Here is a 23,837-nt window from a genome sequence, read left to right as displayed (position 1 = left end):
CCCCCACGCTCATTGTCCCGGCACGCGACGGGCAGATATGGACGAACGCCCGGTCGTCACCTGTTTCCTGCGGAACGCGGGCGAGGTACTGCTCCTGTGCCGGAGCGACGCCGTCGGGTCGTATCAGGGTCAGTGGGGCGGCATCGCGGGCCACGTCGCCGACGACGCGGGACGGGAGCGCGACCCGGAGACGGCCGCGCGGGCCGAGATAGCCGAGGAGGTCGGCCTGGCCGACGCGGTGACGCTCGTGCGTGCCGGCGAGCCGTTCCCGGTCGAGGACACCGAGCGCGGGACCCGGTGGGTCGTCCACCCCTTCCTGTTCGACTGCGATTCGCGGGCCGTATCGACGAACGAGGAGACCACCGACGTGGCGTGGGTCGCCCCGCCCGAGATACGCCACCGGGAGACGGTCCCGCGCCTGTGGACCTCCTACGACCGGGTGCGGCCCCGCGTCGAGACGCTCCGCGACGACACCGCCCACGGGTCGGCCTGGCTCTCGCTTCGCGCACTGGACGTCCTGCGCGACGAGGCCGCCCTGGCAGTCGAGGGGCGCCGGGACGACCTGGAGCGCGCCGAACGGGCGGGCGACGACTGGGAGGCCCTGACCGACCTGGCCGGGCGCCTGCTTGACGCCCGCCCGTCGATGGCCGTCGTCGCGAACCGCGTGAACCGGACCGTGGTCGCGGCCGGCGACGAGCACACTCCCGGCGCCCTCGAACACGCCGCGACGGGGGCCATCGAGCAGTCGGTCGATGCCGACGCCGCGGCCGCAAAGCTGGCCGCCCGGCGGTGTCCGGACAGCGTGGCGACCCTCTCACGGTCGGGGACCGTCGCGGACGCGATTCGCGACGCGGGCCCCGAGGCGGTGCTGGTCGCCGAGTCCCGGCCCGGCGGCGAGGGCGTCGGCGTCGCCGCGTCGCTCGCAGAGGGGCACGACGTGACGCTGACCACGGACGCCGCGTTCGCCTTCGAACTCGCCGACTGGGGTGTCGAGGCGCTGCTCGTCGGCGCCGACCGCATCCTCCCGGACGGTCGCGTGGTCAACAAGGCCGGCACCCGGGGAGCCGCGCTCGCAGCCGCGCACGACGGCATCGATGTCTACGTCGTCGCCGCCAGCGACAAGGTGGCCGCGACGGCCGACTACGACCTGGAACCGCGCGCGGCCGGCGAAGTGTACGACGGCGACGCCGACCTCGCGGTGGCGAACCCGACTTTCGACGTGACGCCGGCCGACGCGGTGACGGCGGTCCTCACCGAACAGGGCGCGCTGGGCGGCGATGCCGTGGCGAGCGTCGCCGCGGCCCATCGGGAGTGGGCGGCCTGGCGCGAGTGAGTCCTCGAGGCGGGTAGCGTCAGCGCGTCACTCCTCGTCGAGGACCACGGGGACCCCCGCTTGGGCCACGTCGGCCGCGAACGCCCGGGAATCCGCCCGGAGCGTCGAGAAGGTGTTGTAGTGGACCGGTAGTACGAGGTCCGGCCGGATGGTCGCAGCCAGCGCCGCCGCCTCGTTCGCGTTCATCGTGAACCGCTGGCCGATTGGCGGACAGAACAGCGAGACGTCGACGGTCCGGTGGCCCGGCAGCACGTCGGTGTCGCCCGGCCAGAAGACCCGGGTGCCCTCCACGTCGACGAGGAAGCCACAGCCAAAGCCCTCCGGGTGGTACGGCGTCCCGTCGGGTCGGGTGTGGGGGCCGTCCGGTTCGTTGTAGGCCGGCGTCGTCCACACCGGCACGTCGCCGACGGTGACCTGGTCTTTCATCCCGACCTCGCGGACGTCGTAGGGCAAGTCGAGTATCGGGTCGAGGTCCCGTTCGGCGTCCCGGCCGTCGATACCCTCGAAGGCCAGCACCGTCGCGTCGTCGCTCGCGACCCGCTCGATGCCGTCCGGGTCGTAGTGGTGGACGTGCGAGACACAGACGACGTCGCCGTCCTCGGGCCGGTAGTCCCGCGACGGCGGGTGGCCGAGCGACTCGTCGTCGGGCCCACGCTCCGGTTAGCACGCCGTAGCGGCCCGGATCGAGGTAGACGACGGTCTCCTCGCCGGCCAGTCGGAGCGTCGCGTACCCGAGCCACTCGACGGTGAGCCCGTCGTGTCGAACGGTCATCGGGACGGCTACGCGGGCCGGCGAGAATAAGTCGGCGGTTTCGGCGCGGCTGGCTGGTCAGTAGATGAGGTCGGTGCTGTTCTCGGCCATGTACAGCGTGCGCGCGGCGATGTTCACCGCGTGGTCGCCCACCCGTTCGAGGTCCCGGATGATGAGCAGGACCCGGGAGACGTCGTCGAGCAACTGCTCGACGCCCCACAGGCCGTCGTCGGCCTCCAGCTCGATGAGGTCCCGGACGACCGTCTCGCTGGCGTGCTGACAGAGGGTGTCGATGTCGTCGTCGGCCGCCGCGATGGTCCGGCAGGCCGCGGCGTCCCCGGTGGCGTAGGCCTCGAGACTCCGTTCGAGGAGCGCGTTGGCGTCCCGGCCGATGTCGTCGATGGCCACCTCCGGCGTGAGCCCCTCGCTCGCTGTCATCGCGTACCCGGCGAGGTTCGACGCCAGGTCGCCGATGCGCTCGAGGTCGGTGAGGATCTTGAACGAGGCGGCGACGAGGCGGAGGTCGCTCGCCACGGGCTGCTGGAGGGCAAAGAGGTCGATACAGCGATCCTCGAGGTCCAGATACAGGTCGTTTACCTCCGCGTCGCCCTCGACGACGGTCCGGGCCAGCACCTCGTCGCCGGTCTCGAGGGCGTCCAGCGCCATCTCGAGCCGCTCGCCGACGAGCTCGCCCATCGCGAGCACGTCGTCCCGGAGGTCCGCGAGGGCCTCCTGGTAGGGCTCCCGCGCCATCGGTTACCCGAACTTGCCGGTGACGTAGTCCTCGACGCGCTGGCTCGCCGGGTTCTCGAATATCTTGTCCGTGTCGTCGTACTCGACGAGTTCGCCGCCGGTGAGGAAGACGGCCGTCTGGTCGGAGATGCGGGCCGCCTGCTGCATGTTGTGGGTGACGATGACGACGGTGTAGTCCTCGGCCAGTTCGGTGACGAGGTCCTCGATCTTCGAGGTGGCGATGGGGTCCAGCGCGGAGGCCGGTTCGTCCATCAGGATGACCTCGGGGTCGGTCGCCAGCGCGCGGGCGATACAGAGCCGCTGTTGCTGACCGCCCGAGAGCCCGAGCGCGTTGTCGTCGAGCCGGTCGCTGACCTCGTCCCACAGCGCGGCCTGCTTCAGCGAGCGCTCGACGAGTTCGGTCTCCTCGGCCGTGTCGTCCCGGCCGAACAGGCGCGCGAGCAGGCCCTTGTTGATGTCGCCGTGCTTGCGCGGCCCGTAGGAGATGTTGTCGCGGATGGACTTGGGGAAGGGGTTGGGCGACTGGAAGACCATCCCGACCCGCTTGCGCAGCTCGACGAGGTTGGCGTTCGAGTCGTAGATCTCCATCCCGTCCAGTTCGACCGAGCCGTCGATGCGCGCGGCCTTGATGCGGTCGTTCATCCGGTTGAGACACCGAAGGAAGGTCGACTTCCCGCAGCCCGAGGGGCCGATGAGCGCCGTGACGCTGTTTTCGGGGATGTCCATCGAGACGTCCTTGATGGCGTGGTCGTCCCCGTACCAGACGTTGAGATTCTCGACGGAGAGTTTCGCCTGCCCGTCGAAGCGGTAGTCGGTCCACTCCGCGCGGACCTCCTCGTCGGTCTCGCCGGCGGTCGTCGTGGTCGTCTGGCTCGCGGTGCTCGCGGGTTCGGTGTCTGTCATTGAATCACTCATAGTTCAACTTCCTCCTGAAGTAGGTCCGGGCGACGATACCGACGGCGTAGAACGTCAGCACCACCATCAGCAGGATGAACGCCGTCGCCCAGCCCATCGAGGGCGATCCGCTGACGCCGGCCGCGATGACGGCCCACACCTGCGTCGGCAGCGAGGCAGAGGTCGACAGCAGGGCCTCGTTGGCGACGAACGGCGGTTCGGCCATGAACCGGAAGCCGCCGATGACGTCGGCGGCCTCCGTGGCGTTCAGCGTCGACCCCAGGACCAAGATGAGCGGAGCCGTCTCGCCGGCGATGCGGCCGACGCCGAGGATGACGCCGGTGATGACCCCGGGCATCGCCGCCGGGACGACGACGCTCCGGATGGTCTCCCAGCGGCTCACACCCAGCGCGGCGCTCGCATCCCGGTACTCGTCGGGGACCGACTTGATGGCCTCCCGCGAGGTGATGAGCACCAGCGGCAGGAGCATGAACCCGAGTACGAGCATCCCGGCCAGCAGCGACTCGTCGCCGCCGATGCGCGGGATGAGGAAGACGGCGCCAAAGAGACCGAAGACGATGCTCGGGGTGGACCACAGCGCGTTGGTGGCCACCTCGACCAGCGCGGTGAACCGGCCCTGCTCGGCGTACTCGGTGAGGAAGACGGCCGCACCGAGGCCCAGCGGGACAGCAAAGAGCGTCGCGCCGACGACCAGCCAGACGGTGCCGACGATAGCCGGCATGATACCGCCCGGAGCAGTCCCAAGCGGGATGTACGCCTGCTGGACCATCGGCCAGGAGAGCGTCCCGGCGTTGGCCACCGAGAGACCGAGGAGGAACTGCGGGATGCCCGTGACGGCCACGTGGAGGCCGACGAGCGTCAGGAACCCCGCAGCGCCGGCGAGCGCCAGTCGGAGTTCCTCGGCCAGGAATCGGCGCTGGATTCTGGTGTCTGCGCTGCGTCCGGCGACCGCCACCAGCGCGGCGGCCGCCAGCATGGCAGCCGTCGCGACCATCGCGACCAGTGTGACGAGGTTGACCGGCCCGACGCTCGGGGCGACCTGGGCGACCGGCTGGAGGAACAGGGTGACGGTGAGCAGTCCCAGCCCGCCGAACACGCCGAGGGTGAACAGCGGGGCGCTGTCCTGTGCGCTGTCGGCCAGCGACGCCTCGCGCGTCCCGGCCAGGACCCCGAGTGCCGGGAGAGCCGCGAGTGCGAGCGCGGCGACCGTCCCGAGGTCGATGACGGCCAGCCCGGCGTACCAGAGCGGCGTGATGCCGAACGGGACCGGGCCCACGAGGAGGAAGACGAACGTGAGCGCGGCGATAGCCAGCACCGCCATCGTGACCGCCTGCCGCACGAGCGCGAGTCGGTCGCTCGCGGTGCCGACGTTCCGGAGAGTGCCGTACTTGCGGAAGAAGTAGACGAACAGGACGAACCCGGCGAGGACCAGCAGGAGCGAGCCGACGGTCGTCTCGTTGGTCACCGCGACAGCCGTCCGGAGCTGGTTCTCGACGCGATTCTCGAGGACCGTGTAGTCGAACGCGTAGTACACCGGTTCGCCCAGGGCGAGGACGCCCACGAGGAAGGCCCCCGCGGCCCCGACTACCGCGAGCGGGAGGACGCGAAGCCCCTGTCGCGCGCCGGCGTGCCACTCGTCGGGTCCCGCGGGCGACCGGGCGAACTGCACCGCACCGACGAACAGCGGCGCGAGGAGGACCATCGCGGCGACCGCACCGATAGAGAGCCCGTGGACGGAGTAGGCGATGCCTTTCACCGTCACGAAGACGACGATGGTCGCCATGACCGCGAGCATCAGGAGCGCGTTCAGGTTGATGACGAGGAAGGCCCCGTACTCGCGACCCTGGGCGCCGAAACCGGCGCGGGCCTTGGCGGCCGACCAGGCCGCCAGCACCGACGAGAACAGGACGAAGACGGGAATCACCGCGCCCCCGGTGAACCCGCCCGAGAGCGTCTGCGGGTTCCACTGCCAGCCGGGGCCCAGCACCGATGTCGCGATGACGACGCCGAGCGTGCCGACGACGAGTGCGGCCGGGAGCGTCGACCCGAGGTCCTCCCGGGGCACGATGGCGAGCACCGCCAGGACGCCCGCCGTCGCGAGAGAGACGACCGGCCAGAGCAGCGACTGGAAGCCGACGAGGCCGCCACCGAGCGCCGCGCCGATGGCCAGGCCGATGACCCCGAACGCGCCGCCGGCGAGCAGGCCGGCACTCATATCTGGCCCGGTGTCGACGAGTCCGACGCGGGAGACGACGCCGGCTGCGGCCACGGCGGCCGCCTCGAACACGAGGACGAGGCCAAGCAACGTCGCCAGCGTGACGCCGAGTCCGTACGCGAGGACGGTTACCCCGACGGACGTGACGAGCAGACCCAGGCCGATGCCTCGGACGCGCTGTGAGGTGACGGGGACGACGTTCAACCAGGAGGCGAGCCCGGCGACACCGACGCCGCCGACGGTGACGGCGAGCAGTGCCAGGAAGAATCCGCCGAGCGCGCTCCCGGAGGCGTCGAGCGGGACGACGTCGACCAGTGCGACCATCGAGAGCGCAAAGCCCAGTACCGTGAGCGAGATGACCGCGTCCAGCCCCCTGTCGTAGACGTCCGATTCGGTACTGACCAGCGTGTTCTCGTTCGCGTATGCGTCACTCATTGTTGCCCCTTCAGTTTCGCTTCCATCTGCTGTTCGATGTACTGTGAGACGATGCTCATGCCGGCGACGATGACGAACAGCATCACGCCGGCGACGAAGAGCACGTCGATGGTGCTCGCCGACGCGCTCCCGTACTGGGTGGCGATGAGGCTGGTCAGCGTCGCGTTCGCGTCGAAGATGTCGAAGAGGGGGTCGGCGAACTGTGTCCCCGAGGCCATGATCGCGGCGACGGCCATCGTCTCGCCGATGGCCCGACCGAGGCCGAGGATGACGCCGGCCGAGATGCCCGAGAAGGCCGCGGGAATCGAGATGCTCTTCATCGTCTGCCACTCGGTCGCACCCATGGCGACCGACCCGTCACTCATCGCGCCGGGGACCGACGAGAGGGCGTCCTCGCCGACCGAGACGACGGTCGGAAGCGCCATGACCCCGACGACGAGTCCGGCGATGAGGAAGCTCGCGCCGTCGTCCAGGAACTTGACCTGGATGAAACTGTTGAGCACCTGGAAGCCGATGAAGCCATAGACGATAGAGGGGATGCCGGCAAGAATCTCGACGCCGGGCTTGATGACCTCGCGCATGCCGTCGCTGGCGACTTCGGCGATGAAGAGCGCGCCGAAGAGGCCGAGCGGGCCAGCGATGGACCCGGCGATGACTGTCACGAGGACGGTCCCCCAGATCATCGGGATGAGCGAGTAGGCTCCGTCGACCGGATTCCAGTACGTGCTCGCAGAGGGGAGAACCGTTTCGAGGAAGAAGAACCAGCGCGGTTCGCCGTTCTGTTCGGGAATGAGGAAGAGTCCGAGACCGTGTTCGACGAAGGCCGGATACGCGCTCGCAAAGAGGAAGATGGTGATGAGCGTGACCGTCAGGACGGTCAGGACGGTCGCGACCAGTGTCAGCAACCGGGCGATTTCGGCTTGGTACGTCACCCAGCCGATAGCGGTAACGAAGATGAAAGCCCAGCGCCGGGAGCGCCAGCACGGGACGGACGTAGAAGACGACCAGGGCCGCGACCAGGGTGACCGCCGAGGCCGCGACCGCCAGCAGCGACCCGTCGGCGGCGTCGCCGCCGAGTATCGTCTCGCGCACCGTCACTCTAGCCTCGTCGAACATGCTGTGTAGTACCAAAATTTACTGTCTCAAAAGTTCGCTGGATTCGATTCGTGGGAGTCACGTGGTGTCATGGCGAATACCGAGGTCGCGTTCGTTCCGGATCGGCCGGCGTGTGGGCTCGTCAGGCCGTCTCAGGCCTGTTCCGGGAGCTTCTCGCGCTCTTCTTCCTGACGGCGGGCGCCGAGCGTGAAGTAGTTGTTCGGAGCGACGAAGGTGTCCTGCCCGAAGTCAGAGAGGACCATGTTGAGGACGGCCGCTTCCTTCTCCGAGGTGCCCTGCCACGTGTAGCAGTGCAGGTCACGGGAGAGCGGGTACTCCGTGGAGTCCAGCCCGTTCTCGTCGTCCTGGTAGGCGTAGGTCGTCCCCTCCCACTCGAGGGCGATGGGTGCGACGCCGCTCGTGTTGATGAACGAGAGCGCGAGATAACTGATTGCGTTGTCGGCCTGGGCGATAGCCTGGGCGAGCCGCTGGTTCTGGCCGAAGCGGTTGGCGACGACGGTGTCTTCCTTCGGGTTGCCGAAGACGTTGGCCACGAAGGACGTCCGGGTGCCCGAACCCTTGACGCGTCCGAGGACCTGAATCTCGCGGTCCGGGCCGCCGAGTTCCGTCCAGTTGGTTATCTCGCCCTTGTAGAGGGCCTTGAGCTCGTCCCCGGTGATCTTCTCGACGCCAGCGTCGGCGATCTCCTGGGAGACGACGAGCGGCTGGCCGTCGACGCCGACGACGTGGTCGGTGAAGTCCTCGTAGGAGTCCCGGTCCGGGAGTTCGTCTTCGACGGCACCCGAGGAGTTCCCGATGTCGATCTGCCCGTTCATCACCTTCTCGACACCGGTTCCCGAGTGGGAGAGTGCCACCGAGAAGTTGAACGGCGGCTCACCTTCGCCTGTCGACTCGAACCCGTAGAGGCTGCCCCAGTAGTCGGCGAGGTTCAGGTCCGTGTCGATGTCGTACTCGCCGTGTGGCCAGTACTCGGAGTCGCTGGCCGGCCGGTTCGCGTTCCAGTACGACGCGGCCGAGTTCATGATGGGATACACCGTCGAGGAGCCACCCGCCTCGAGCGACGAGACGCTGCCCGAGGAGTTCCCGGAGCTGTCGGCGCTGTCTGTCGAGGCCTCCGTCGCCTCGCTCTCCCCGTCGGAACCGCTCCCACCATCGGAGCTCCCACCATCAGAACTGCCCGCGGACCCCGGCGGTTCACCGCTCGAACACCCTGCGACCGCAGCGACGCCGGCCGCTCCGGTCGTCGCGATGAACTTGCGCCGCGATACGCGGTCTGAAAGACGGTCTGAGTCGTGCGCCATCACCAGATAGAGGGGGACGGTGTATTAAACGGGTTTATAATATGGCTACAGCCAGGTATATTCTCTATATAGTATGCTGGAGTATAAATAGAAGTGTGAGAGTATCTCGCGTCGGTGGCACGCACGCTCCCAGTACTAGGATCACCGGGAAGCCCAGCTCGTCCCGGGCCTAATCACGACGACGTCGCACATCGACTCGGCCGTCTATCGACAAATAGTGGTTAAAATATGCGTATTCGTCGTATTTGCTACCAAATATAGGTTATTTAAAGTCTAAAATGATATTTAAAGTATAAATTACAGGAAGGAAGCCACATTTTGATGCTATACTTCTTATATATTTCCCAAATTCCTCTTTTAGAGTCTTTTAAACCCAATAATCCGATATCTGGGGAGAAATAGAGTTTATCTTTCCATAGCGCGATTCAATAGCGCCATCTACGCGGGATATGTGAGTGGATATTACCGGTGCCGACGACGCCGTCTCCTCATCATTTATGTCATCCCGAACGGTAGCCCAACACATGAGTCTGTCAGCAGCGTCTCGAGTACCCGCGGTACTCGAGTCGAGCCAGTCGGACAGTCGTCGCTGGACACCGTGGCGGCCAGTCGAGCGACGGACGCGTACAGCCGGTGCACAGAGCCGACGACCGACGGCGGGCCGTGGACGTGAGACCAATGGCGACTGACTACCCGGACGACGAGACGAGAGAAGCGGTCGCCGCGTGCCAGAACCACCTGCCCGACGAACCGAGCGGCGGCGACGTCGTCTTCGGCTTCGACGGGTACGTCGACAACGTCAGGCAGGCCGGGACGAACGCCGGCGCCTCCGAGAGCGAGCGCATCAGGACGCTGGCCGAGTTCGGCGAGCAGATCGTGACCTCGGCGGCCGCCGACAGCTCGCTGGCCATCTCGTGGGAGCGCCACGGCCAGCGAACCGGGGGCCACGTCAGCCATCTCTCGCGCGCGTACGACACGCTCGGGTTCGACCCGACGATGGTCGGGATGTGTGGCGACCCGGTGCGGGACCTCTTCGCCGAGGAGTTCGCGGACTGTACTATCTACTCGCTTGGCGACCCCGGCATCACGGACGCCGTCGAGTTCGACGACGGGAAGCTCATGCTGATGGAGAGCGGCGGCGCCGCCACGCTGGACTGGGCGACGATCACCGACCGCGTCGGCGTCGAGACGCTCGTCGACGAACTCGACGGGGCGAAGCTGCTCGGCATCGGCTACTGGGCGATGATTCCCGCGCTCCCCGGCATCCTCGACGGCCTCCGCGAGCAGGTCTTCCCGGAGCTGTCTGCCCCGCCGGAACACGTCCTGCTCGACCCGGCGAACATCCGGGAGATAGACCACACGGTGCTCGAGTCCATCGTCGCGGCGACGCGCCGCCTCGCGGCGGACGTCGAGGTGACCGTCTCGGCGAACCGCTACGAGACAAAGGAACTCGCGTCCGTCCTCGGCGCGCACGACGGCGAGGAACTCCTCGCGGACGCGCGCGTGGCGTTCGACTCTCTCTCGGTCGATCGGTTCGTCGGCCACAGCGTGAGCGAGTCCGTTGTCGTCAGCGACGACGGGACGACGGGCGTCCAGGTCACGCCCGTCGAGTCGCCGGCGTTGACCACGAGCGCGGGCGACCACTTCAACGCGGGCCTGTCGCTGGGCCTCGTCGAGGGACTGCCCGAGGACGCCGCCGTCGTCATGGGCAACGCGCTCGCGCGCGAGTTCGTCCGGACGGGCGAGACGCCGACCTACGACGACGTCGCCGCGGCCGTCAGGAACTACGGCGAGCAGTTCGCGTAGCGCACGACGGTCCGTCGGTCGTGCCCGCGGGCTGGCACGGCACTGGTTAGCGCCCCGCGCTACCGGGGCGTACAGCCGACGGCACCGTCCTGGTCGACAGTGACTGCGTGACCGGCGTAGGCGAACCGGACGGAGAGCGGCGTCTCGTTTTGCCGGGCAGATGCGACGAGAACCTCGAGGACAGTCGGGTCGACCGCCTCGTACAGCGGCGGCAGGTCCGTCGGCCGCCGGCCCGTGTGCTCGCCGACGTGCTGTACCACCGCCTCCAGGACGGAGTCTCGCACGGGCGATTCCCCGTACCTGCCACTCGTTGTCATGGGCCTACGTGGAGTTCCACAACGGTCTATGTAAATATATCGTGGACGCTGGTGTGCCAGGTGAAACCAGTTCCGGACCCTGCGGCCGGGATGTGCCGGAGACCTCCGCCTGGTTGTTGAACCGCACCCGACCGACGACGTCCGTGTCGAGGCCGGGCCCGCTGATCCCCTTGCCCATCTCGTCGACGACGAGCAGGTCCAGGTCGTCGCCCGGGAGCTCGGGGACAGACCGCTCGAGCAGTTCGGGCCCCTGATCCAGGAGGTCCGCCGCCGGTCACAGCTGACGCAGTAGGCACGGGATAGGTCGGTCACGTCGGCGTCGTTCGTCGACTCCAATCGCTCGCGGTCGGGGAACTCGAACGCCATGGAGACGCGTACTCCCGCCCTGCCGGTGTTTACGGATTCGCCGCCTGTTGACGGGGGAGTATCCGGGCGAATGTTTCTTTACGGAGCACCCGCCATATGTATCATGGATCGGCAGATGTTAGTACACCACATCCGAGATGATCGCCGCCGGGGAGGTGTCCGATGACCCGCTGTCTCGTCGTCGCGGACGACCTGACCGGGAGCTGCGACGCAGGCCACGAGTTCGCGACACGCGACTACGACACCCGGGTCGTCGTCGGCCCGGAACGCGAGATGCCGGCCGGCGGCGACGTCGTCGTCGCCAACACCGACTCGCGCTCCGTGGACCCGGCACTCGCCGCCGACCGCGTGCGTGCGGTCCTCGACGCCCACGACCCGGCCGTCGTCTACAAGAAAGTCGACTCGACCCTCCGCGGGAACGTCCGTTCGGAGGTCGAGGCCGCGACGGACGCGGTCGATCCCGCGCTCGTCCTCGTCGCACCGGCGTTCCCGACCAGCGGCCGCCTCACGGCGGGCGGCTACCACCTCGTCGACGGCCGGCTGGTGACCGAGTCGCCGCCCGGCGCCGACGCAGAGCGCCCGCCGACACACGACGCCCTCCCCGAACTCTTCGCCGAGAGTCCCGTGCCCGTCGAATCGGTCGGTGTCGAGACCGTCGCGCGCGGGCCGGGCGCCGTCCGCGACACACTGGAACCGCTGGCCGGGACCGACGGGCCGGTCGTCGTCACCTGCGACGCCGTGACGGACCGGCACCTCGGGACGCTCGCGGCGGCGGCCGAGGCGCTCGCCGAGCGGTGTCTGTACGTCGGCAGCGGCGGGCTCGCGCGCCACATCACCGTCCCGGGGGTGCCGTCCGGGGCGGACGTCGACGTCGACCGGAACCGGGCGGTGGTGGGCGTCTCGGGGAGCGTCGCCCCGGAGACGCTCGCACAGCTCAAGGTCATCCCGGCAGCGCTGCGGCGACAGCTCGCCGTGGCGGATGCGGTCACCGACCCGACGGGGGCTGGGGCCGACCTGGCGGCCCGCGGCCGCGCCGCCCTCGACGACCACGGGACGGTCCTGCTCTCGAGTGCCGAGGCACGCGCCGACGTCGACCGGGCGATGGCCGCCGGCGAGCACGCGGCCGTCGACGGCGCGACGGTACGGCGACGCGTCGCCGAGGCGCTCGCCGCAGGCGCGGCCGGTGTCGTCGGCGAGGGACGGGCACCGAACCTCTTCCTGACCGGCGGCGCGACGGCACGGGCCGTCTTCGACGAGCTCGAGGCGACGCGGCTCCGCATGGCCGGCGAGGCGATAGCGCCGGGCGTCCCGCTGGCGGCCGTCGAGGGTGGCGTCGCGGACGGGACGGCCGTCGTGACGAAGGCGGGTGGATTCGGCGGCGAGCAGGCAATCATTAAGTCCCTCGCTCGTCTGGGTCAATCCGATGAACGATCGAAGCATCACCGTCGGCGTCACCATGGGTGACCCGTCGGGTATCGGCAGCGAAGTCATTGTCAAATCGTACCCCACGCTGGTGGAAGATGCCACCGTCGTCGTCATCGGGGACGCGGCCGTCGTCGAAGACGCCGTCGACCGGTTTGCCCCCGGCCTCGAGGTCCGTCGCGTCGACGACCCGCGCGACGCGACGCCCGACCCGGGAGTCGTCCCGGTCATCGACCTCGACAACGTGGCCGACCACGAGTACGGCGAACTCTCGAAGGAAAACGGCGAGGCGAGTCTCGAGTACATCGAGCGCGCCATCGAGCTGGCACAGGCCGGTGCCATCGACGCGATGACCACCGCGCCCATCAACAAGCAGGCGACGAAGATGGCCGGCAGCGAGTACGCGGGCCACACGGGGATGCTCGCGGACTACACCGGCACCGACGACTACTCGATGATGCTCATCGAGGACGACCTGACCGTGACACACGTCAGCACGCACATCCCGCTCCGGGAGGCCTGTGACCTCGACGTCGACGACGTCGCCTCGACCATCGCCGTGACCGACGAGGCGCTGCGCGACCTGGGCATCGACGAGCCGTCGGTGGCCGTCGCCGGGTTGAACCCCCACGCGAGCGACGGCGGACTCCTCGGCGACGAGGAGGCCGAGACCATCGAACCGGCAATCGAGCAGGTCGCCGAGACCGGCGTCGACGTGACCGGCCCGCTCCCGCCGGACACGGTCTACGTCCGGGCCGCCTCCGGTGAGTTCGACTGCGTCGTCTCGATGTATCACGACCAGGGCCACATCCCCATCAAGATGCTCGGGTTCACCGGCGACGGGGACGCCGTCAGCGGCGTCAACGTCACCATCGGCCTGCCCATCATCCGCACGAGCGTCGACCACGGCACCGCCTTCGACATCGCCGGCGAGGGCGTCGCCTCCGAACAGAGCATGATCGACGCGGTGTCGACGGCCGTCAGACTCGCCCGGTAGCCGCGAGTCCGGTTCCGGACCGCGTTACCAGACGCCGGCGCCTCACCCGCCGTCGAAGACGTCCTCGACGAGCTGGGTCTCCTCGAAGAGGTCGCGGTACTCGTCGGGGACGCGTTCGTCGGTCACGAGGAGGTCGACGTCGTCTATCGACCCGAAGCGGCGGAAGCTCTGCTCGCCGAACTTCTCCGCGATGGTGACGACGACGGCCCGCGCCGAGTGCTCGACGACCAGGCGCTTTATCTTCGCCTCGGACTCGTTGGGTGCCGAGAGCATCCCGTCGGCCTCGATGCCGTTGACGCCGATGAACGCCAGGTCGAAGTTGGAGTTTCGGATGTACTCTTCGGTCGTCGGCCCGACCAGGGCCTTCGTCTCGTTGCGGTACTCGCCGCCGGTCATCTTCACCGTCCCCTCCGCCTTCGCCAGTTCGAGGAGCAACAGGGGCGAGCTGGTGACGGCGATGGTCGACCGGTCGCCCGGCGCGGCCTTCGCGACCTGCATCGTCGTCGTCCCCGCGTCGTAGTAGACGACGTGGCCCTCCGAGATCTCCTCGACGGCCCGGTCGGCGATGGCCTGCTTGCGCTCTAAGTGCTGGATGAGGCGGCGATTGAACGACCGTTCGATGCCCACGTCCGTCGTGGGCACGACCCCGCCGTGCGTCCGCTCGACGAGGTTGCGGTCGTCGAGGTCACGGAGGTCACGTCGGATGGTCGACTCGGAGACGTCGAGGTGGTCGGCGAGTTCCTCGACGGAGAGCCCACCGTGTTTCGTGACCAGCTCGGTGATCGACCGGCGACGCTTCTCCGGGGTCGTCATGGGACAGCACCCCCGGGCGCGCGTGGCTGTGACGGTGTGGCTGGCATACCTCCGTGTAACGCCGACTGGTATTTACGTCTCTCGCCCGCGTCGGTCGGCGATTACGCCTCGTCCCAGACCTCGTCGACGGACGCGCCCTCGTGGACGATGTCGTTGAGGGCGGCGACGGTCCGCTCGGGGTCCTCGGACTTCCAGATGGTGCGGCCGATCATCAGGCCGCGAGCGCCGGACTCCATGGCACCCTCGACGGACTCGAGCATCGCCCGGGTCGTACCGGTGGCCGGGCCACCCAGGATCATCACGGGGACCGGCGAGTTCTCGACCAGCGGCTCGAACGTCTCGACGCTGCCGGTGTAAGGCGCCTTGAGGATGTCCGCACCGAACTCCCAGCCCATGCGCATCGCGTCCTCGACGAACTCGACGTCCGTCTCCAGCTTGTCCGGGACGCGTCGACCCCACATGACCGGCTCGACGACCAGCGGAATGCCGGTGCCGCGCAGGTCCTCGGCGAGCTCGGCGATGTACTCGACGTTTCGGCGGAACACCTCGGTGTCGTCGCGACCGAACACGAGCACCGTCTTGACGCCGACGGGGTCCAGTTCGGCGAGGAACTCGGCGTCGAACGCCGGCGTCCAGAGGTCCTTGTCGTGGTCCCGACCGGGGCTGGTCGACCACGTCACGACGTCGGCGGTGACGACGATGTCGACGTCCGCCTCCTCGAAGCGGTCCTGGTAGTGACGGGCCATGTGCGGCCCGACGAGGACGCCGTCCGGCTCCCCCGCCAGGACCCTGTCGATGGTCTCTACCGGGTTCTTGAATCCGTCAGGCGCACCGAGGCTGAGTCCGTGATCGAGCGCTACGACGACTGCGTTCCCCGACGGGGTGTCGAGGAGTTGCTGTGTGCTCATTGGCTTCAGCTAGTCCTCTGTAAGGCCACCTATAAAACTATTCTCCTGGCGGCTCGCGTCCCATCAGATCGTCCGCCAGCCGCCGTCGACCATCAGCACCTCGCCGGTCACGTAGTCGGCGTCGTCGCTGGCCAGATAGAGGGCGGCGCCGGCGATGTCGTCCGGCGTACCCGCACGCCCGGCGGGGACCGGTTTGATCAGCCCGTCGGTCGCCGCCTTCTCGGGGGCCTCCTCGGACCAGCCGTCGATGAACTCGGTCGCGATCTGTCCGGGACCGATGGCGTTGACCCGGATGTCGTGCTCGGCGAGTTCGAGGGCCGCCCCGCGGGTTATCATCTTCACCGCCGCCTTCGTCGAGTCGTACTGGATCTGATCTCGCTGGGCGACGAAGGAACTGATGGAGGCCATGTTGACGATCGACCCGTCGACCCCGCGGTCGATCATATCCTCGGCCGCGGCCTGACAGCCGAAGAACACGCCCTTCGCGTTGACCTCGTGGATCCGCTCGAACTCCTCCTCGGTGATGTCGAAGAGGCTCCCGCCGATGAACAGCCCCGCGTTGTTCACCATCACGTCGACGCCGCCGTACTCCCGGGCCTTCTCGACGACCGCACGGATGTCGTCGGCGTCCGAGACGTCCGTCTGGACGAATTCGGCCGTCCCACCCTGCTCGCGGATGTACTCGGCCGTCGGGACGTCTGCGTCCTTGGGTTCGGCCTCGATGTCCGCGACGAGCACGGTGGCCCCCGCCTCCGCGAACCGAATGGCAATTGCTCGTCCGATACCTGAAGTCGCGCCTGTGACCACGACGGTGTCACCGTCGAAGTCCGAACTGTAGTCCGGCATCGTCGGTTACTGCGTCAACGTACGTTTTAAACATTTGGGGACCCGGCGCGGTCGTGTTTAGTCAAGCGGTGCAGGTCGTGCACAGCCAGAAAGCCCCGGCCGGCTGACCATCCAGCATGGGTGGGGCTTTCTGGCTCTTCGAAGCAATCACTGCTAAAGTAAACACCACCCCCTGGCAAGCGTGTGACTGACGGTGAACGGCGCGTGAATATTTCTCCGCATTGCAAATTAATTGTATAGAGAACTGGCCAAAATATTCATATATATTGAGCCGTGTTAACAATCCACAATCTGCAGAGCCCCGCAGTCTTGCGGTTTTTTCGTCGCAGTGTCAGGAATGGTGTAGTAATTTTTGATTGTAAAATTCTAAATTTTTTGTAAAGTGGTCAGAATTATGTCCCAGTTCGGGTTATTTTGCGCAGACGTGCCCACGCCGACCGACGGACGGACCGCGACCGGTGCCACGAACCCCGGCACCCGCTGTGGCGCAGCCGGTGGAGACGCCGACTTCGGCGGGGTACCCCGACGACAGAGACTATTATAACATACGTACGTTTGTTAGGTCCAGGCGTCGTCGCACCGGCGACACGCCACCCGACGCCGGACCGTTCACAGCGGGAAGTGACAGAGCGCGTTCGTCCAGCAGATATTCGATTTTCGAAATCGGAAATGGGAGAGTATCGACATACTCGAGTATATAGGGAGTTCGTACCTTCGTCATCCGAAATCCGATGCGATATTTGTACTATATAAAGATATATTTGTCAATTTAAACTCGCACTCGCCAGTACTGTACTCATCTGTCGAGATTACACCCAAAATCGATCTCGAAGGCCGAAAATATGTGTATTGATTCCGGTGAAAGGCGTGTCGATGGACAGCCCTCGACGATTGTCCGTACCACTTCCGTCGCCGGCCACCGCGGGAGCGGCGGCGCGAACGTCGGCCGCCGACCACCCTGGACGCGGGGTGACCGGAGGAGATTCTTACCGGCCGAGAATCGTCCTCGCGGTATATCGTCACTGCGAGCCAACAGTACTAGTGGAGGACGACAACGATGAACATTCCAGTACAGGGCGTCGCCCAGTGGGGGCCCCACGGGCCACACGGCCCGATGGGACCACACGGTCCGATGGGGCCCGACTGGGTCGCCCGGAACGGGCTCGCACCCTGGAGTAACGCCGGGAGCGCCGGGTTCGAGTTCCTGATGCCGCTCATCTGGCTGGTCCTGCTCGGCGTGCTCCTCGTCGGCGTGGTCTACCTGCTGGGCACCGGCAGGTCGGGTACCGACTCTGGTCGGGCCGAGGCGGTGCTGCGGGAGCGATACGCCCGCGGCGAGCTCACCGACGAGGAGTTCGAGCACCGGGCGGCCAGACTCAGTGACGGTGGGGACCGACGCGCGCCGTCGTGAGGCCGCCGGGCGAACCGAGTCCCCGCCCGGTCACCCCCACCACGATACGTATTTCCGAGTTGTTAGTTCAGCTGGCATGGGTCGAGACGTCACACGACGGGGCTCTTGGAGGCGCGCCGACCCGAATCTATCTTTTCCCCCGCCGGTGAACGGGGGAACATGACACCCGACGATGCGACCGTCGAGGCGGTCCGTACCTGCCAGCGAGCCCTCCCGGCCGAACCGACCGGTGGGACCGTCGTCTTCGGCTTCGACGGCTACGTCGACACGGTGCGGAAGGTCGGTGCGGACGCCGCCGACGGGACGTTCGAATCGCTGGAGACCCTCGTCGCGCTCCGTGACCGAATCGACGAGGCAATCGCCGCCGACAGCTCGCTCTCGCTCAACTGGACGACCGACGGGACTCGGGCCGGGGACACGTCTGCCACCTCGCCCGCGCCTGGGACCACCTCGACTACCGGCCGACGCTGGTGGGGATGCTCGGCGAGCCACGGCACCCGCAGTTCGAGCGGGAGTTCGGCCACCTCGAGACCCACAGCCTCGGTGACCCGGGCTACACCGACGCCGTGGAGTTCGACGACGGTAAGCTGATGCTCAACGAGGAGGGCGACGTCCGCCACCTCGACTGGGAGACGCTCCGGGCGAGCGTCGACCACGAGACGCTCGTCGACGCCATCGACGGGACGAAGCTGTTCGGCATCGGCTACTGGGCTATCGCCCCGCACCTCGCGAGTATCCTCGACGGCCTGCGGACGGAGGTCTGGCCGTCACTCGGCGACCCGCCGGCACACCTGCTGGTCGACCCCGCGGATATCCGGAAACTGAACGAGGGGACGGTCCGGGAGACGGTGGCGGCGACCGAGCGCCTCGATGACCTGGCCCCCGTGACGCTCTCGGCCAACCGGGCGGAGACGCGAGCTCTGGCCGACGCGGTGGCAGAAGGACCGGTGTCGGACCCGGTCCAGGGGGTGTTCGACGCCGTCGACGTGACCCGGTTCGTCTCACACGGCGTCGACCGGTCACGGTCGCACACCGCCACGGACAGCGCCAGTGTCGCGGTCCCGCGCGTCGCGAACCCGGCGCTGACGACCAGCGCCGGCGACCACTTCAACGCGGGCTTCTCGTTCGGCCTTGTCGAGGGACTGACCGACCGGGAGGCACTCGTCGCGGGGAACGCCCTGGCCAGGGAGTTCGTCAGGACCGGGAAGACGCCGACCTACGAGGCCGTCGTCGGCGCCGTCGGATCGTATCTCGAAGGGTTCGAGTGACATTCTGGCGAATCGAGTGAGTGGTTTGTCAATTTTGTCTGCAGATAATCCAATTAGAGGTGTATATTTATTCGCTTCCGTTCGAAATCACGATATCCGAAACCGGAACCAGCGCCTCGATGAATATATTCGAGCGGATGGGTCGAAGCGACGGACGCCCGGGAGGAGCTGCTGGCGGACTGCTTCGAACGGGAGCGGACGACCACGCTGGCCCCGGGCAGTTGGGGTGTGCCCGCTCGATACCGGCCCGCGCTCCAAAACAATTTTTGTCACCGCTGGCGAATCGGACGGTGTGTACTGCCGTGGTAGAAAACGAAACCCTAGGGACGCTCCACGACGACGTCGCCGGCGCCGACCCACAGCGGGCAGCGATCATCGACGGCACCACCGGCGAAACGCTCACGTACGGCGATCTCGCCGAGTCAGTGGCCCGCGTGGCCGGTGCGCTGGACGCGACGTCGCTCTCGCCGGGTGAGCGGGTCCCACTCTGCTATCCGAACCGTCCGCGGTTCGTCGTCCTCTTCCTGGCGATATGCCGGACCGGTGCGGTCCCGGTCCCGGTGAACCTCCACTCGACCGCCGGAAAGTCGGCCATATCCTCGAGGACTGTGACGCGTCGGTCGTGATAGCGGCCGCGACGGCGCTTGAGCGGCCGGCCATCCGTGGGGGGCTGGACGACGCCGACGGCGACGTGGCCGTCCTCGTCGACGGCGAGCCGGCGCCAGACTTCCGGGTCGACAGCGACTGGCGCGCTCTGCGAGAGTTGACTGCGCAGGCCGAGACCGCGTACGACCCGGTCCCTCTCACGGGACGCGACCCGGCGATACAGGCCTACACGAGCGGGTCGACCGGTGACCCGAAGGGCGTCGTGCTCACCCAGCGTGGCGTCCGGTGGTGTACGGACAGCTTCCGCGAGTTCCTCGAGATCACGCAGGACGAGCGCGGACTCGTCGTCACGCCGCTGTACCACAAGAACGCGATGACCGGCGTCGTCAAGCCGTGTCTCGCTGCGGGCGCCAGCTGCGTCGTCTTGCCGGAGTTCGAGCGCGAGACGGTCATAGAGACCATCGAGACGTACGAGGTCACGTACCTGACCGGCGTCCCGGCCATCTTCAAGCGACTGGTCGAAGCACCGGCACTCGTCGCGGCCTCCGACACGGCGAGTCTCTCGTGGGCCAGCTGTGGCAGTGCGACCGTCCCGGAGACGCTGGCCGGCCAGTTCGAGGACGTCTTCGACGCGACGCTGCTCGAAGTCTACGGCCTCACGGAGGGTGGCCCGGTGGTCACCCACTCGCCTCGCGACGGGCCACAGAAGGCCGGGAGCGCGGGGCTGGCGCTTCCCGGGTGTCGAACCCGCGTCGTCGACCCGGAGACGGGCGAGGCGGTCGCGGACGGGAACCCCGGCGAACTGCTGGTCTCGAACCCGGGACTGGGGAGCTACGACGAGCGACCGGCGGCAGAGCGGGCCGCCTTCGAGATCATCGACGGGACGCGGTGGCTCCACACCGGAGACCTGGCACGGAAGGACGAGGACGGCTACCACTTCATCCTGGGCCGGTTGGACGACATGATGATCGTCGGGGGAGAGAACCTCTATCCCGCCGACGTCGAAGAGCGGGTGCTCCAGCACGACGCGGTGACCGACGTCGCCGTCGTCAGCGTGCCCCACGACACGAAAGGCGAGGCGCCCGTGGCGTTCGTCGTCACAGACCGTCCCGTGACGGCGGCGGCGGTCAAACAGTTCGCGCTGGACCGGGGGCCGGCGTTCGCACACCCCCGGCGCGTCTTCGTCGTGGACGCGATACCGCTGAGCGGCACCGGGAAGGCCGACACGGAGACGCTGCGGCAGCGGGCCCTCGAACGCATCGACGGGTCGCTGTAAACGGTATCGAGGGCGGTGCGGGCGGAGGCACTGGTCGTCTCACCGGAGACGGGCGGTCAGCGACGACCCGGGACGGGACCGGACCACCGCGGGGACGACGCGCACGAACCGGGTCACGTGACCGGCAATTGCGGCGGCAATCCGTACAGGTACGTCCGCACTCGGCAGGCCACGGCTCGCTCACTCGGGGAGGATGTTGTCGGCGATGATGTTCTTCTGGATCTCGCTCGTTCCCTCGTATATCCGGGTCGACCGGACGTCCCTGACGTACCGTTCGACCGGATATTCGCCGGCGTACCCGGCACCGCCGTGCAGCTGGAGGGCGTCGTCCGCGACCTCGAAACCGACCTCCGTCGCGAAGAGCTTCGCCCTGCTCGCCAGGTCCGTGGCATCGTCGGCCCCGTTTTCGGCCGCAGTGGCGGCCCGGTAGGTCAGCGACCGGGCGGCCTCCGTCCGGGTCGCCATCTCGGCGATGCGGTGCCGAACCGACTGGAACTCGCCGATGGACTGGCCGAACTGCTCGCGCTCGGTGACGTACGACGTCGCGGCGTCGAGCGACGCGCTGGCGGCCCCGACGCCCTGGGCGGCGACGATGGCCCGCCCCTTCGCCAGCGAGTTCATGAAGTGGTAGAACCCCCTGTCCTCCTCGCCGACCAGGTGGTCGGCGGGAATCCTGGCGCCGTCGAGCTCGACCCTGCCCAGGTTACCGGCCCTGGTGCCCATCTTGCCGGTCAGCGCCTCGGCCTCGAAACCGGGCACGTCGGTGGGAACGAGAAAGATGCTGATACCACGGTGGCCGGCGTCGGGGGACGTCTTCGCGAAGACCAGCAGGTACGCCGCTTTCGTGGCGTTCCCGATGTAGGTCTTCGTCCCGTCGAGGACCCACTCGTCGCCATCCCGGGTGGCGGTAGTCTCCATCGCGGCCGGGTCGGAGCCGTGGTCGGGCTCGGTCACCGCGATGCCGTCTGCCACCTCCGCGCTGGCGACCTTCGGGAACCACTCCGAGCGCATCCACTCGTCGCCGTGTTCAAGCAGGAGTTCGACGTTGGTCGGGAAGCCGCTGATGCCGATGACGAACCCGATGTTGGTGTCGGCACGCCACACTCCTCGACGATTATGGACGCAGCGACCGTGTCGTGGCCGCCGCCACCGTACTTCTCGGGGATCATCGGACCGACGTAGCCACGGGCCGCGGCGGCGTCGATGACCTCCGTCGGGTAGGTCGACTCGTCGAGTCGTTGCGCTGCGGGACGGACGATCTCGTTCCCGAACTCCCGTACTGAACGACGCAGTTGCCGATGGCTCTCGTCTAACTCGTACGCCATGGGTACAGGTCCACCTCTCGATATAAAAGCATTCCTGTACACGCCACCTGACGCGGAGCCGAGAGTCTGCGGTGAGGCCCAGACGCGAACCGGGCGCGACGGGCCCACCACTGCTACGCGACAAATCCCGAAGACATGGCAACTAGGAATCATAATAGTTCGAAGATAGCGAATACTCGCATTAGAGAGCCGATACAGCCTGGTTTGGCTCATTTCACATCACGCACGACAGACACCACCGGGCTAGTACCCGGGCATCACTCCAGCAGTCCGTTGGCAGGCCTGCCCAACGCCCGGCAGCTCTGACCGTATCGTCGCCGTCGCTCCCGCGTCGGAATAACGGCCGTACGGATGTTATCCAGTGTCCACAGATTCGAAGATAGCGAACTGTCGACGGTGCGTGACGGGGCGCGTCCCACGAGCCGCAACAGCGGCTGGACCGTAAGCAAAAATCCTTTATCTCAGTACTGTCCATCTCGGGCTATGTCAGCTGCGCTCGAAGACGTTACTGTGGTCACCTTCGGTCAGATCGTACAGGTCCCCTACGCCACGCAGATCCTGGGCGAACTCGGCGCGGACGTCGTCAAGATAGAGCGCCCCGGCGGCGAGTGGAGTCGCCACTGGTCGCTCGCCAACGAGTACCTGGACGGCGAGAGCATCCTGAACCTGGTCTTCAACAGGAACAAACGGAGCATCGAGCTGGACTTGAAAGATGACGTCCACCGCGACGTCGCCTACGACCTAGTCGAGGAGGCCGACGTCGTCGTCGAGAACTTCAGACCGGGCGTGATGGACCGACTGGGCTTTGGTTACGAGGAGCTGTCCGAGGCGAAACCCGACCTCATCTACTGTTCGGCGTCCGGGTACGGGTCGACGGGGCCGTACGCCGACCGGCCGGGCCAGGACCTCCTCATCCAGGCGATGTCGGGGATGATGTCGCTCACCGGCCGGCGGGACGACCCACCGACGCCACAGGCGACGTCGATGATCGACATCCACTCCGCGACCTACCTCGTGGTCGCCATCCTCGCGGCGCTCCACTACCGCGAGCGGACGGGCCACGGACAGAAAATCGAGGGGGACCTGTTGAGCGCGTCTATCGACCTCCAGACGCAGGAACTGGGCGTCCTGGAGAACACGGACGAGCCGGCAGAGCGGAGCGCGACCGGCGTCGGACACGTCCATCACCCGGCGCCCTACGGCGTCTACGAGACCGCCGACGGGTACCTGGCCCTGTCGCTGTCGATGCCCGCCGAGATCGGCGAAATTCTCGACGACGAGGCCCTCGAGGCGGTGACGACGTGGCAGGAGGCCTACGACCGGCGCGACGAGATCAAACCGCTCATCGAGGCCCAACTCGAGGACCGCTCGACGGAGCACTGGCTGGACACGTTCCTCGAGCACGACATCTGGTGTGCGCCGGTCAACGAGACGAGCGACATGGGCTCGGACCCGCAGGTCGAAGCGAACGACATGCTACAGTCGGTCGCACATCCGACCGGCGGCGAGTTCACCACGACCGGGTTCCCGGTCCGGCTGAGCGAGAGTCCCGGGTCCGTCAGGCGACGGCCGCCGACGGCAGGTGAACACACCGAGGAGATCCTCGAAGAACTTGGATACGACCCCGACGACGTGCTTGGAGACGACTGAACCGCCT

The 23,837-nt window shown here is 67.3% G+C and carries 15 protein-coding genes and 6 pseudogenes; 9 read left to right on the top strand and 12 right to left on the bottom strand.

Annotated elements, in window-relative coordinates; genetic code table 11:
- Positions 1-37 precede the first annotated feature (37 nt).
- Positions 38-1,333, top strand: a complete 1,296-nt coding sequence (locus tag P1N55_RS14140; RefSeq protein WP_276276176.1) for an NUDIX domain-containing protein — start codon at positions 38-40, stop codon at positions 1,331-1,333.
- Between the two features lie 27 nt (positions 1,334-1,360).
- Here P1N55_RS14140 and P1N55_RS14135 read toward each other — a convergent pair.
- The 6 genes and pseudogenes from P1N55_RS14135 to P1N55_RS14105 form a co-directional block, all read right to left on the bottom strand.
- Positions 1,361-2,105, bottom strand: a pseudogene (locus tag P1N55_RS14135) (MBL fold metallo-hydrolase).
- Positions 2,106-2,162: 57 nt separating this feature from the next.
- Entirely contained in the window at positions 2,163-2,837 is a 675-nt protein-coding gene (phoU, locus tag P1N55_RS14130) for a phosphate signaling complex protein PhoU (RefSeq protein WP_276276175.1), read from the bottom strand.
- Positions 2,838-2,840: 3 nt separating this feature from the next.
- The gene (gene pstB / locus P1N55_RS14125) at positions 2,841-3,752 is read right to left on the bottom strand and encodes a phosphate ABC transporter ATP-binding protein PstB (RefSeq protein WP_276276174.1); all 912 of its coding nucleotides are present in this window, start codon (positions 3,750-3,752) and stop codon (positions 2,841-2,843) included.
- Positions 3,745-6,402, bottom strand: a complete 2,658-nt coding sequence (gene pstA, locus P1N55_RS19800) for a phosphate ABC transporter permease PstA (protein ID WP_346429979.1) — start codon at positions 6,400-6,402, stop codon at positions 3,745-3,747. Before pstA ends, pstB begins: the two co-directional genes overlap by 8 nt.
- Positions 6,399-7,518, bottom strand: a pseudogene (gene pstC / locus P1N55_RS14115) (phosphate ABC transporter permease subunit PstC). Before pstC ends, pstA begins: the two are co-directional and overlap by 4 nt.
- Before the next feature lie 131 nt (positions 7,519-7,649).
- Positions 7,650-8,819 carry a PstS family phosphate ABC transporter substrate-binding protein gene (locus P1N55_RS14105; protein ID WP_276276171.1) on the bottom strand — a complete coding sequence of 390 codons (1,170 nt, stop codon included), beginning with the start codon at positions 8,817-8,819 and terminating at the stop codon, positions 7,650-7,652.
- Positions 8,820-9,497: 678 nt separating this feature from the next.
- Between P1N55_RS14105 and P1N55_RS14100 the strand changes: the two genes are divergently transcribed.
- Positions 9,498-10,625: a PfkB family carbohydrate kinase gene (locus tag P1N55_RS14100; RefSeq protein ID WP_276276170.1), complete on the top strand. Its 1,128-nt coding sequence runs from the start codon at positions 9,498-9,500 to the stop codon at positions 10,623-10,625.
- Positions 10,626-10,684: 59 nt separating this feature from the next.
- Here the strand turns inward: P1N55_RS14100 and P1N55_RS14095 are convergent, their stop codons facing one another.
- Together P1N55_RS14095 and P1N55_RS20165 are read right to left on the bottom strand one after the other, a co-directional pair.
- Positions 10,685-10,909: a HalOD1 output domain-containing protein gene (locus P1N55_RS14095; protein WP_276276169.1), complete on the bottom strand. Its 225-nt coding sequence runs from the start codon at positions 10,907-10,909 to the stop codon at positions 10,685-10,687.
- A gap of 145 nt (positions 10,910-11,054) precedes the next feature.
- Positions 11,055-11,216: pseudogene (locus tag P1N55_RS20165) on the bottom strand (DUF362 domain-containing protein); the annotation flags it as partial.
- Between the two features lie 254 nt (positions 11,217-11,470).
- Between P1N55_RS20165 and P1N55_RS14085 the strand changes: the two are divergent.
- On the top strand, positions 11,471-12,772 hold the full coding sequence (locus P1N55_RS14085; RefSeq protein WP_276276168.1) for a four-carbon acid sugar kinase family protein: 1,302 nt from the start codon (positions 11,471-11,473) through the stop codon (positions 12,770-12,772).
- Positions 12,732-13,727, top strand: coding sequence for a 4-hydroxythreonine-4-phosphate dehydrogenase PdxA (gene pdxA, locus P1N55_RS14080; RefSeq protein WP_276276167.1), 996 nt, complete (start codon positions 12,732-12,734; stop codon positions 13,725-13,727). The genes P1N55_RS14085 and pdxA overlap by 41 nt, the downstream gene beginning before the upstream one ends.
- A 42-nt stretch (positions 13,728-13,769) precedes the next feature.
- Here the strand turns inward: pdxA and glpR are convergent, their stop codons facing one another.
- The 3 genes from glpR to P1N55_RS14065 form a co-directional block, all read right to left on the bottom strand.
- A complete protein-coding gene (gene glpR / locus P1N55_RS14075) occupies positions 13,770-14,540 on the bottom strand; it encodes an HTH-type transcriptional regulator GlpR (RefSeq protein ID WP_276276166.1) in 771 nt (256 codons plus the stop codon).
- Positions 14,541-14,641: 101 nt separating this feature from the next.
- A complete protein-coding gene (locus P1N55_RS14070; protein ID WP_276276165.1) occupies positions 14,642-15,448 on the bottom strand; it encodes a class I fructose-bisphosphate aldolase in 807 nt (268 codons plus the stop codon).
- A gap of 63 nt (positions 15,449-15,511) precedes the next feature.
- Entirely contained in the window at positions 15,512-16,294 is a 783-nt protein-coding gene (locus P1N55_RS14065) for an SDR family NAD(P)-dependent oxidoreductase (protein ID WP_276276164.1), read from the bottom strand.
- Between the two features lie 1,057 nt (positions 16,295-17,351).
- Here P1N55_RS14065 and P1N55_RS14060 point away from each other — a divergent pair.
- The 4 genes and pseudogenes from P1N55_RS14060 to P1N55_RS20005 all read left to right on the top strand — a co-directional run bounded on the left by P1N55_RS14060 (position 17,352) and on the right by P1N55_RS20005 (position 20,855).
- Positions 17,352-17,705, top strand: a complete 354-nt coding sequence (locus P1N55_RS14060; protein WP_276276163.1) for an SHOCT domain-containing protein — start codon at positions 17,352-17,354, stop codon at positions 17,703-17,705.
- Positions 17,706-17,864: 159 nt separating this feature from the next.
- A pseudogene (locus P1N55_RS14050) lies at positions 17,865-18,973 on the top strand (hypothetical protein).
- Positions 18,974-19,092: 119 nt separating this feature from the next.
- Positions 19,093-20,345 (top strand): annotated as a pseudogene (locus P1N55_RS20010) (AMP-binding protein); the annotation flags it as partial.
- Positions 20,346-20,540: 195 nt separating this feature from the next.
- Positions 20,541-20,855: an AMP-binding enzyme gene (locus tag P1N55_RS20005; protein WP_407067198.1), complete on the top strand. Its 315-nt coding sequence runs from the start codon at positions 20,541-20,543 to the stop codon at positions 20,853-20,855.
- 180 nt (positions 20,856-21,035) lie between these two features.
- On the opposite strand, the pseudogene P1N55_RS14035 reads toward P1N55_RS20005, so the two are convergent.
- Positions 21,036-22,180, bottom strand: a pseudogene (locus tag P1N55_RS14035) (acyl-CoA dehydrogenase family protein).
- Positions 22,181-22,663: 483 nt separating this feature from the next.
- Between P1N55_RS14035 and P1N55_RS14030 the strand changes: the two are divergent.
- Positions 22,664-23,830, top strand: a complete 1,167-nt coding sequence (locus tag P1N55_RS14030; RefSeq protein WP_276276158.1) for a CaiB/BaiF CoA transferase family protein — start codon at positions 22,664-22,666, stop codon at positions 23,828-23,830.
- Positions 23,831-23,837 lie beyond the last annotated feature (7 nt).

This window comes from Haloarcula regularis (assembly GCF_029338315.1).
GTDB classification, from domain to species: Archaea; Halobacteriota; Halobacteria; order Halobacteriales; family Haloarculaceae; genus Haloarcula; species Haloarcula regularis.
The sequence above is the reverse complement of the archived record's forward strand: the minus strand, read 5'-3'. Positions and strand labels throughout refer to the sequence as shown.